The sequence below is a fragment of the Aeromonas veronii bv. veronii genome, assembly GCF_000820225.1.
Taxonomy (GTDB): domain Bacteria; phylum Pseudomonadota; class Gammaproteobacteria; order Enterobacterales; family Aeromonadaceae; genus Aeromonas; species Aeromonas veronii.
Genome location: NZ_CDDK01000007.1, coordinates 139,874 through 149,709, shown reverse-complemented (window position 1 = coordinate 149,709; position 9,836 = coordinate 139,874). Strand labels below are relative to the sequence as shown.

10 protein-coding genes and 2 tRNA genes are annotated in these 9,836 nt (G+C 61.1%); 6 read left to right on the top strand and 6 right to left on the bottom strand.

The genetic code is table 11. The features are described 5' to 3' along the window. On the top strand, positions 1–221 hold a 221-nt coding region (locus BN1139_RS21935; protein ID WP_042054814.1), incomplete at its 5' end, for a hypothetical protein. Between the two features lie 15 nt (positions 222–236). Here BN1139_RS21935 and BN1139_RS03765 read toward each other — a convergent pair. Both BN1139_RS03765 and BN1139_RS03760 read right to left on the bottom strand, forming a co-directional pair. Beyond that, positions 237–311 (bottom strand) — tRNA-Gly (locus tag BN1139_RS03765). Positions 312–349: 38 nt separating this feature from the next. After that, a tRNA-Tyr gene (locus tag BN1139_RS03760) sits at positions 350–434 on the bottom strand. A 263-nt stretch (positions 435–697) separates the two neighbouring features. Between BN1139_RS03760 and coaA the strand changes: the two genes are divergently transcribed. Then, on the top strand, positions 698–1,636 hold the full coding sequence (gene coaA / locus BN1139_RS03755) for a type I pantothenate kinase (RefSeq protein WP_005356367.1): 939 nt from the start codon (positions 698–700) through the stop codon (positions 1,634–1,636). 80 nt (positions 1,637–1,716) lie between these two features. On the opposite strand, the gene birA is transcribed toward coaA, so the two are convergent. Continuing rightward, positions 1,717–2,682, bottom strand: a complete 966-nt coding sequence (birA, locus tag BN1139_RS03750; protein ID WP_005356365.1) for a bifunctional biotin--[acetyl-CoA-carboxylase] ligase/biotin operon repressor BirA — start codon at positions 2,680–2,682, stop codon at positions 1,717–1,719. Further along, complete coding sequence (gene murB, locus BN1139_RS03745) at positions 2,679–3,716, bottom strand: UDP-N-acetylmuramate dehydrogenase (RefSeq protein ID WP_005356364.1); 1,038 nt, start codon at positions 3,714–3,716, stop codon at positions 2,679–2,681. The genes birA and murB overlap by 4 nt, the downstream gene beginning before the upstream one ends. Before the next feature lie 127 nt (positions 3,717–3,843). On the opposite strand from murB, the gene BN1139_RS03740 reads away from it, so the two are divergent. Next, positions 3,844–4,497, top strand: a complete 654-nt coding sequence (locus BN1139_RS03740) for a potassium channel family protein (protein ID WP_005339863.1) — start codon at positions 3,844–3,846, stop codon at positions 4,495–4,497. Beyond that, positions 4,494–5,849, top strand: a complete 1,356-nt coding sequence (locus tag BN1139_RS03735; RefSeq protein WP_005356363.1) for a TrkH family potassium uptake protein — start codon at positions 4,494–4,496, stop codon at positions 5,847–5,849. Before BN1139_RS03740 ends, BN1139_RS03735 begins: the two co-directional genes overlap by 4 nt. Positions 5,850–5,889: 40 nt before the next feature. Here BN1139_RS03735 and BN1139_RS03730 read toward each other — a convergent pair whose 3' ends face one another. Continuing rightward, positions 5,890–6,720, bottom strand: a complete 831-nt coding sequence (locus BN1139_RS03730) for an AraC family transcriptional regulator (RefSeq protein WP_005356362.1) — start codon at positions 6,718–6,720, stop codon at positions 5,890–5,892. 101 nt (positions 6,721–6,821) lie between these two features. Here BN1139_RS03730 and BN1139_RS03725 point away from each other — a divergent pair, with 101 nt between their 5' ends. Together BN1139_RS03725 and BN1139_RS03720 are read left to right on the top strand one after the other, a co-directional pair. Beyond that, a complete protein-coding gene (locus BN1139_RS03725) occupies positions 6,822–7,355 on the top strand; it encodes a carboxymuconolactone decarboxylase family protein (protein ID WP_013724179.1) in 534 nt (177 codons plus the stop codon). A gap of 14 nt (positions 7,356–7,369) precedes the next feature. Then, positions 7,370–7,810, top strand: coding sequence for a DUF417 family protein (locus BN1139_RS03720; RefSeq protein WP_013724180.1), 441 nt, complete (start codon positions 7,370–7,372; stop codon positions 7,808–7,810). Between the two features lie 40 nt (positions 7,811–7,850). On the opposite strand, the gene BN1139_RS03715 is transcribed toward BN1139_RS03720, so the two are convergent. Continuing rightward, on the bottom strand, positions 7,851–9,824 hold the full coding sequence (locus BN1139_RS03715) for a DNA topoisomerase III (protein ID WP_013724181.1): 1,974 nt from the start codon (positions 9,822–9,824) through the stop codon (positions 7,851–7,853). Positions 9,825–9,836 lie beyond the last annotated feature (12 nt).

Here is a 9,836-nt window from a genome sequence, read left to right as displayed (position 1 = left end):
TGGTCAACGTGGCCGATGGTACCCACGTTAACGTGCGGTTTATTACGCTCAAATTTTTCTTTAGACATGATCGTCCCTCTAAACTAACGCTGAGTACGCGGTGGCAAGCTAACCACAGAACAGTTTATATGATGGATTTGAATCTGGTGGGAAAGAGAGAGGTACTGATGGCTGGTTCGCTTGCCGAACTCACCCTAGGGTGCGGCTCTGCTAACGCCTGAGCCATATCAGCATCTTGGAGCGGGCAGCGGGAATCGAACCCGCATCATCAGCTTGGAAGGCTGAGGTAATAGCCATTATACGATGCCCGCATTTCTCTAACCCAAAGAACTCAAACCGCAGAGAAATATGGTGGAGGGAGAAGGATTCGAACCTTCGAAGGCAGAGCCGTCAGATTTACAGTCTGATCCCTTTGGCCGCTCGGGAACCCCTCCAGACGCCAGATTGTCACAACGGTAATTCTGCTTGCACCCGTTGTGTTTATCGCTTTTGCACGGCAAATAGACGACAGACAGTCAAGCGTCGCGCATTTTATTGTAAGGTTTTGGGGGATGCAACCATTGAACCCGGCAAAATATGCTTTATTGCTGGGAAGTTTGCAAAAAAGCGGGGGCAAACAAGCCAATCCTGCTGCGTCCCTTGTCGCTCCCCCACCCTTGGTGTATGGTCGCCGTGCCCAAGAAACAGTGATGACACCATGACGACAGAGCATAACCCCTATCTGCAATTCACCCGCGAACAATGGGCGTTATTGCGCGATTCGGTCCCCCTGACCCTGACCGAACACGACCTGCAGACCCTGCGCGGGATCAACGAGAAGGTGTCATTGCGAGAAGTGGAAGAGATCTATCTGCCTCTCTCCCGCCTGCTCAATCTCTATGTCAAAGCCAAACAGCGTCGCAGCCGAGTGCTGGAGCAGTTCCTCGGCCAGTCTCGCGGCAAGGGCACCTACATCATCAGTATTGCCGGCAGCGTGGCGGGGGGCAAAAGTACCACGGCCCGTATTCTGCAGGCCCTGCTGGAGCGCTGGCCGGAACACCCGCGGGTGGAACTGGTCACCACCGACGGCTTCCTCTATCCCAACAAGGTACTGGAAGAGCGCGGCCTGATGCGCCGCAAGGGGTTCCCGGAATCCTACGACATCCGCCATCTGGTGGAGTTTGTCGCCAACATCCGCGCCGGTCACGAGAAGGTCGAAGCGCCGGTTTACTCCCACCTTATCTACGACATCATTCCCGATGAGAAGAAGGTGGTGGAGCAGCCGGACATTCTGATCCTGGAAGGGCTCAATGTGCTGCAAAGCGGCATGGACTACCCTCAGGAGCCCCATCGGGTCTTCGTGTCGGACTTCGTCGACTTCTCCATCTATGTGGATGCCGATGCCGAACTGCTGCGTACCTGGTATATCGAACGCTTCCTGAAATTCCGCAGCGGCGCCTTCTCGGATCCCGACTCCTATTTCCATAACTACGCCAAGCTGACGGAGAGTGAGGCAACCCAGATCGCCAGCAACATCTGGCAAGATATCAACTATCTGAATTTGCAAGAGAATATCCTGCCAACTCGTGAGCGAGCCAACCTGATCATGACCAAGGGCCATGAGCACGCTATAGAGCAGATCAAGCTGCGTAAATGATGACAGCGGTTGCCGGATAACGAAGAGGGGGCCCGCGGGCCCCCTCTTCTGTTTGGCATCATGAGCGGCCTTGCTGACCCTCAATCCCCCCGGCGCAGGGAGAGTTCGCCACCCAGATAGAACTTGGTGCCCTCCTCCGTCTCCAGCCGCAGGGCGCCGCGATCGTCGATGCCACGGGCGATGCCGCGGATCTCCTGATCCCCCATCAACAAGCGCACCGGGCGACCGGCAAAGTGATCGAGCCGGTTCCAGTCATCGACAAAGCTTGCCAGCCCCTGCTGCTCAAAGGTGTGCAGCGCCCGCTGCAGATGGACGATCATCCGGGCCGCCAACTGATTGCGATCGACCAGCTCGGGATTGATGTGGCGCAGCTCGGCCCAGGCCTGATCGATCTTCTCACCTTCGCGGGCAGGCATCGCCAGATTGAGACCGATGCCGATCACCAGATGACAGCTGGCCCCGGCGCTACCGCTCATCTCTACCAGAATGCCCGCCAGCTTGCGGCCCTGATAGTAGAGGTCATTCGGCCACTTGAGCTCGACCCCCTGATAACCAAGGGACTCCAGCGCTTCAACCACTGCCACGCCGACCGCCAGACTCAGCCCCATGGCCGCAGCCATGCCTTGTTCGAGTCGCCAGTACATGCTGAGGATCAGCTGGCAACCGAACGGCGAAATCCAGGGTTTGCCACGACGACCGCGCCCGGCTGTCTGACACTCGGCCAGACAGCTCTCGCCGGAGCGCAGCTCATTGACCCGATCCAGCAGGTGTTGATTGGTCGAGCCAATGACCGGAAAACAGTGCACCGGTGCCATCGGGGCCAGTGCCTGCAAGGTAGCCTGATCATAGAGCGCCATCGGCACCGCCAGCCGGTAGCCCTTGCCGGTCAGGCTAAAGAGATCCAGCCCCAGCTCCTTGAGCGCCGCCATGTGTTTGCTCACCGCCGCCCGGCTGATGCCGAGCTGCTCACCCAGCTGTTCGCCGGAGTGAAACTGACCGTCGCTAAGCAGAGTGATCAGGGTCTGTCTGATGGGAGTAAGGGTCATGAGAGCACCTCGTCGAGCCAGGTTTCACCATGCGTACCCATAAAACGCACCTCGTGCTCCAGCACCACGCCAAACGTCTGCTCCACGCTGTCACGGACATGAGCCGCCAGCGCGATCAGCTCCATGGCACTGGCGCCCCCCAGATTGACCAACACCAGCGCCTGCTCCTGATGAACGGCGGCACGGCCAATGGCGAAACCTTTCAGACCGCACTGATCGATGAGCCAGCCCGCCGCCAGCTTGGCCTGCCCTTCTCCGGCCGGATAGCAGGGCATCTGCGGGTAGCGCGACTTGAGCGACTCCGCCAGCGCGGCAGGCACCACCGGATTCTTGAAGAAGCTGCCCGCATTGCCGAGCACCGCAGGATCCGGCAGCTTGGCCATGCGGGTGGCACAGACGGTATCGAAGATGGCCTGCGCCGGAGGCTCATCACCGAGCGCCGCCAGCGGGCCATAGCCGAGCACCGGCCGCCACGCCTTGGGCAGTTTGAGCCCGACGGCGGTGATCAGGTGAGAATCCTGATACTCGTGTTTGAAAATGCTGTCGCGATAACCGAAGCGGCACTCTGCCGCCGCGATCCGTTCAATCTCGCCACTCTGCCAGTTGAACGCCTCGACATAGGCGCAGAAGTCGGCCAGCTCAACGCCATACGCACCGATGTTCTGCACCGGCGCTGCACCGACCGTACCGGGAATGAGCGCCAGATTCTCCAGCCCGAACCAGCCCTGTTGCAAGGTATGGCGCACCAGCTGATGCCAATCTTCACCGGCCGCCACATGGAGCAACCAGTGATCGCCACCATCTTCAGCGGTAATCCCCTTGAGCCGGTTGAGCACCACCAGACCGAGAAAATCGGTGGTGAAGAGCATGTTGCTGCCGCCGCCCAGATTGAGGCGCGGCAGCTGGTTGAGCTGTGGATCAGCACGCAGGGTCGCCAGATCGGCAACCTGCTCCACCTCGGCCAGCCAGAGGCAGTACGCATCGAGGGCAAGGGTGTTGAGCTTCAACAAGGAGGCGTTGGCATTCAGTTTCATCGGTCTATCCCGGCTTGGTGCAAGGGCGCAGTCTACCTCAAGTTGCCCCATGACGAAAAACCCGAGCCCTTTTCGGGGGAATAGCAGTGGTTTAGAGTAGGCGACTTCAACTGCTGAGGAATAACTCATGAACAACCAGTTTGCCGTCATCGGCCTGGGCCTGTTTGGCAGCGCGCTGTGCGAAGAGCTGCAACGGCAAGATGCCGAAGTACTGGCCATCGATATCGACGAGAGCAAGACCCGGCAAATCGCCGCCCTCTGCAATCACGTTATCGTGGCCGACGCCACCGACGAGGCCACCGTGGCCGAGCTGGGACTGGCCAATTTCGATATCGTCTTCGTTGCCATCGGTGACAACCTGGAGACCAGCATCCTCACCACCCTCGTCTTGAAAGAGGCAGGCGTGAAGAAGGTGTGGGTCAAGGCGCGCGACAAGTTCCACGCCAAGATCCTGCAGAAAGTGGGCGCCGACAAGGTGATCAACCCGGAGTGGGACATGGGCCGCCGGGTCGCCCAGAGCATGCTGGACAACCGGCTGTTCGACTATCTGGAGCTGGGCCACGACATGGTGCTGACCGAGTTCGTGATCGGCCTGCAACAGAACGGCCGGGAACTGGGCGACTTCCATCTGCTGCAACAGAGCGATTTCCAGCTGCTCGCCATCAAGCGTGGTGACGTGCTGCACAACGTACTGACCGGCAAGATGGAGCTGCAACTGGGCGACATCCTGATCCTGGCGGGCAACAAGCACGCCATCGACCACTGGCTCGAAACCCTATGATCAACTGGCGCAGCAGCTACGCCTTCGCCCTCCATCGGGAGCAGGACTCTCGCTGGAGCGAAGCCCGGCTGATCCTCGGCAGCTTTCTGATCATTCTGCTGATTGGCACCATCTTTCTGGTGCAACCCTCCAGCCACAATGGCGAGGTCACCTTCGTCAACGCCCTGTTTACCGCCACCTCGGCCATCAGCGTGACAGGTCTTGGCGTGGTGGATACCGGCACCGCCTTCACCCTGCAGGGGCAGATTTTCCTGCTGATGCTGATGGAGATCGGCGGTCTGGGCCAGATGACCATGACCCTGCTGCTGATAGCCATCTTCAGCAAGCGGGTCGGTCTGCGCCAACAGGTACTGGCCAAGGAGGCGCTGGGACAGGAGGGCTCGGTCAACATCATTCAGCTGGTCAAACGGATCGTGTTGTTCGCCTTTATCGCCCAGCTGATTGGTACCGGCATCATGGCGATCCGCTGGGTGCCCGAGATGGGGTGGGTGCACGGCCTCTATGTCAGCTTCTTCCACGCGGTCTCGGCCTTCAACAACGCCGGTTTTTCGCTGTTTGCCAACAACCTCATGGACTATAGGGACGACCCCATCATCAGCCTGACCATCGCCGGCCTGCTGATCCTGGGGGGGATCGGCTTTACCGTCATCGTCGATCTGGTGCGCAACCGCCGCTGGCGCAAGCTGAAGCTGCACAGCAAGCTGATGCTGCTGATGACCCCGGCGCTGCTGCTGGCCGGTACCCTGATGTTCTGGCTGCTGGAACACAACAACCCGGGCACCCTCGGCAAGGCAGGTATCGGTGGCCAGCTGCTGGCTGCCTTCTTCCAGTCTGCCAGTGCCCGTACCGCCGGTTTCAATACCATAGATATCGGGCTGATGACCCCGGCGGCGCTGCTGTTCCTGATGATGCTGATGTTTATCGGTGCCGGTGCCACCTCGACCGGTGGCGGTATCAAAGTCACCACCTTCGCCGTAGTGCTGCTGGCAACCAAGGCGTTTCTGACCAAACGACCCCATGTCACCGCTTTTGGCCGCACCCTGTCGCCCCAGATCGTGACCCGCTCGCTGGCCATCATTATCGTCAGCACCATGGTGCTGATGCTGGCGATGTTCCTGCTGATGGTGACCGAGGATCTGCCGTTCGACAAAATCATGTTCGAGACCATCTCGGCATTTGCCACCGTCGGCCTCTCCACCGGCATCACCGCCTCCCTGAGCGAGCCGGGCAAGCTGATCCTGGTACTGGTGATGATCTGCGGACGTCTCGGCCCCCTCACCCTGGCCTTTATGCTGGCCCGCCCGGTCGAGACCCGCATCCGTTATCCGGAAGAGAACGTCTATACCGGCTGACCGGTTATGAACACGGGGCAGCCACTGGCTGCCCCATTTTTTATTCGGCTTGTTGTTGCGCCTTGAGCCAGCGCCCCGGGCTCACCCCCAGCTCCCGCTCGAATGCCCGACCAAAGGCAACACTGCTGCTATACCCCGCCCCCAGCGCCACCTGCACCATGGGCTCCCCCGCCAGTAGTTGCTGGCAGGCTCGCGCCATGCGCCAGTGGGTCAGATAACCAAGCGGCGCTTGACCGACCCGCTCCTGAAACCTCGCGGCAAAGCGGGCCCGCGACATGCCGGCCTCCCGCGCCAGCGTGGCCACCGTCCAGGGTTCATCCCCACGCTGATGCATCACCGAGATCGCCTTGGCCAACTGGGGATCGGAAATACCTGCCAGCATCCCCTGCTGACACACCCCTTGCTCGACCAGATGACGCAGCAGCAGGATCAACAGTACCTCCAGCAAGCGGGAGATCAGCGGATCCTGCCCGTAGCGGGGGTGAAACGCCTCGTCAAACAACTGGTTCAGCACCGGCGTCAGGGCAGGCAACTCCCTTAGCGGCAGCACCAGCGAGCCCGGTAATGCCAGTTGCAACGGCGATGATCCCCCCTTGCCGAATGCGACATTGGCGCACACCAAATCACAACCCCCCAGCGTTCTGGGTTCAAGCTTGTGAGGACGTCCCCGAGGGAACAGGATCAGGGTCGGCTCCTCGAGCAGCAAGCTGGCTCCCCCCTCTTCACGCAGCATGACGGAACCGCTGCGCAGCAGATGAAGATGTCCGCCACTAGGATAATCATCACTGGAGGAGTTCTGGCACAGGTTGCCGGCGAAGAAGATCTTGGCTTCGGGGGAGGCATGAACCAACAGGGCAGAGAGCGGATCCATATTTGAGACGAATAGTATTTATTTGCAGACGATGAGAGATAAACCGTATCACGAATGACGGCACACTGTCTCCCGTACCTTCACTACCACAGGAGAGGATCATGAGCCGTATCCAACCCGTATCCCAACCGCAACCCGCAGCCGCCCAGACCCTGACCACCCTGCACCGCAATCTGGGCATGGTGCCCAACCTCTACGCTACCCTGGCCCACTCGCCAGCCCTGCTCAATGGCTTCCTGGGCTTTGCCGAGGCGCTTGGCAAGGGGCGCCTCACTGCCCCACAACGGGAGTTGCTGGCACTGGCCATAGGTCAAGCCAACGCCTGCCAATACTGTTTGTCTGCCCACACACTACTGGCGGGCAAGGCCAGATTCTCGGCCCAGGAGATCCGGGCTGCCCGACTCGGCCAAGCCTCGGCTCCCCTTGATCACGCCCTGCTGCAACTGGCAACCGCGCTGGTCAGTCAGCGCGGGGTGATAAGTGACGAGCAGCTTGCTAGCGCCCGTGCCGCAGGCGTAGATGACGAGCTGCTGCTGGAGGTGCTAGGCCAGGTGGTCGTCAATACCCTGACCAACTATGGCAACCACCTGGCGGCGACCGAGATCGACTTCCCGCCCGTCACTCTGACCCCTTAAACAAGGAGCCCCCCATGCAGCAACATGACAAAGGCTTTCTGGTCGCCCTGTCGGGCGTGGTATTGACCCTGCTCTGGATCGGCGTCTTCAAGTTTACCCCGACAGAGGCAGCCGCCATCAAACCACTGGTAGCCAGCCACCCCTTGATGAGCTGGCTCTATGGCCCCCTGTCGGAACAGAGCGTATCGAACCTGATCGGGATGGTCGAGATAGTGATCGCCATCGGACTGGTCGTGGGTCTGTGGCAACCTCGCATCGGTTACTGGTGCAGCATGGGGGCTATCGTCACCTTCCTGGCGACGCTGAGCTTCCTGCTGACTCTGACAGGTGTCTGGAAAGTGGTTGATGGCGTACCAGTCACCGAGTTCTTCCTGTTCAAGGATCTGGTGTTTCTCGGTGTGGTGCTGCACTACCAGCACAGGATCCGTGCCAGCTTGTCCACTCAGGCAGCCTGACAACAATGCCTTTGGCGCCCGGGATGGGCGCCTTTTTTCGTTATGCCGCCCTGGTCTGGCGCTTGCTGGCCGTCTTGCGCGGTCGGGGCCCGCCAGTCGTGCTGGCCGCCGGACTCTTGCGTTTGGTAAAACGCCGCTTACCGGCACCCGGCGCCTCCTTGGGCAGGGCGCTGAAGCTGGCGCCGGAGTCCTGCCGCGCCCCCTCGATCAGGCCGTTGAGCTGCTCGGTGAGCGGCCCCATAAACTGCTGGTAGCTACCGTGACGCTCGGCGATCTGGCCGAGGCTCTGCTCCCACAGCGCCGTCATATCCGGCGTGGTAGCTGTCGCGGGCAACGCCTGAACCAGCGCCCGTCCGGTCGGGGTCGCCTTGATGCTCTTGCCCTGACGCACCAGAAAGCGGCGCTTGAACAGCAGGTCGATAATGCCTGCTCGGGTCGCTTCGGTGCCGAGGCCATCGGTGTCGCGCAGGGTCTTGCGGATCTCGGGATCCTGCACATAGCGGGCGATGCCGGTCATGGCCGCCAGCAGGGTGGCATCGGTGAACGACTTGGGCGGCTGGGTCATTTTCTCCTGCAGTTCGCCCCGCTCGCACAGCAGTTGCTCTCCCTCTTTCAGGGCAGGCAGCGTGCCCGCTTTCTCTTCGTCGTCATCCTCTTCTACCCCGAGCAGTGCCTTCCAGCCCGCTTTGAGAATGCGCCGCGCCTTGGCCTGAAACAGACCACCGGCGATGCGCAGCAGCACCTTGCTGTCGTTGTATTCGAACGGGGGATAGAACTGCAGCAGATACTGGCGGGCAATCAGGCCATAGAGCTTCGCCTCGTCGGCCCCCAGCGTGGCGGGGTTGCCCTGCTTCTCGGTGGGGATGATGGCGTGGTGGGCATCCACCTTGCTGTCGTTCCACGCCTTGCTGCGGATCTTGCCGTCTGCCTCGCTCACCGCCTTGGCCAGCGCAGGCGCTGTGGCGGCGATGGCACCGCGCACCTGCTCGGCCCGCTTGAAATGGTCGGTCGGCAGATAGCGGCTGTCGGAGCGCGGATAGGTGATGAGCTTGTGACGCTCGTAGAGGCTTTGGCAGATGTCGAGCACCCGCTTGGCATCCATGCCGAACCGCTTGGCGGCATCGATCTGCAGGCTGGAGAGGTTGTAAGGCAGCGGCGCCGCCTGCTTGCGGGCCTGCTCCTCCACCGATTCGACTTGCGCAGGCTGGCCGTTGATCCGGCTCACCACCTTGTCGGCCAGCGCCCGGTTGAGCACCCGCCCCTCCTCATCTTGCCACGGTAGACAGGCTTCGGACGGCAGCCACTTGGCGGTGAAGCGCTCGTTGCCCTCGGTCAGCAGATGGGCCAGCACCTCGTAGAAGGGTTTGGGCACGAAGGCCTCGATCTCGAGATCCCGCCGCACCACCAGCCCGAGCAGCGGGGTCTGCACCCGACCAACCGAGAGCAGCTCGCTGCAACCGGCCTTGCGCCCGAGCAGGGTGTAGGCGCGGGTCATGTTGATGCCGTAGAGCCAGTCGGCCCGACTGCGGGCCAGCGCCGAGACCGCCAGCGGCACGAACTCCTTGTTATCCCTCAGTTTGTCGAGGGCGCGGCGCACCGCGGGTGGGTTGAGATCGCTGATGAGGCAGCGCTGCACCGGCTTGGTTTTCGGGTAGCCGAGAAAGTCGATCACCTCGTCCACCAGCAGTTGCCCTTCCCTATCCGGGTCACCGGCGTTGACCACGCAGTCCGCCTGTTTGATCAGCCGCTTGATGACGGTGAGCTGGGTTTTGGTCTTGGGCTTGGCCACCAGCTGCCACTGGGCGGGGATGATGGGGAGATGCTCCATCCGCCACTGCTTGAAGGCGGCGTCATAGGCATCGGGCTCGGCCTGCTCCAGCAGATGGCCGATGCACCAGGTGACCACATCCCCCTGGGCTGTTTCGATAAAACCGTCGCCCTTCTTGTGGGGCTTGGGCAGGGCATCGGCAATGGCGCGGCCCAGCGTGGGCTTCTCGGCGATAAAGAGTCGCATCGGTGGCTACCA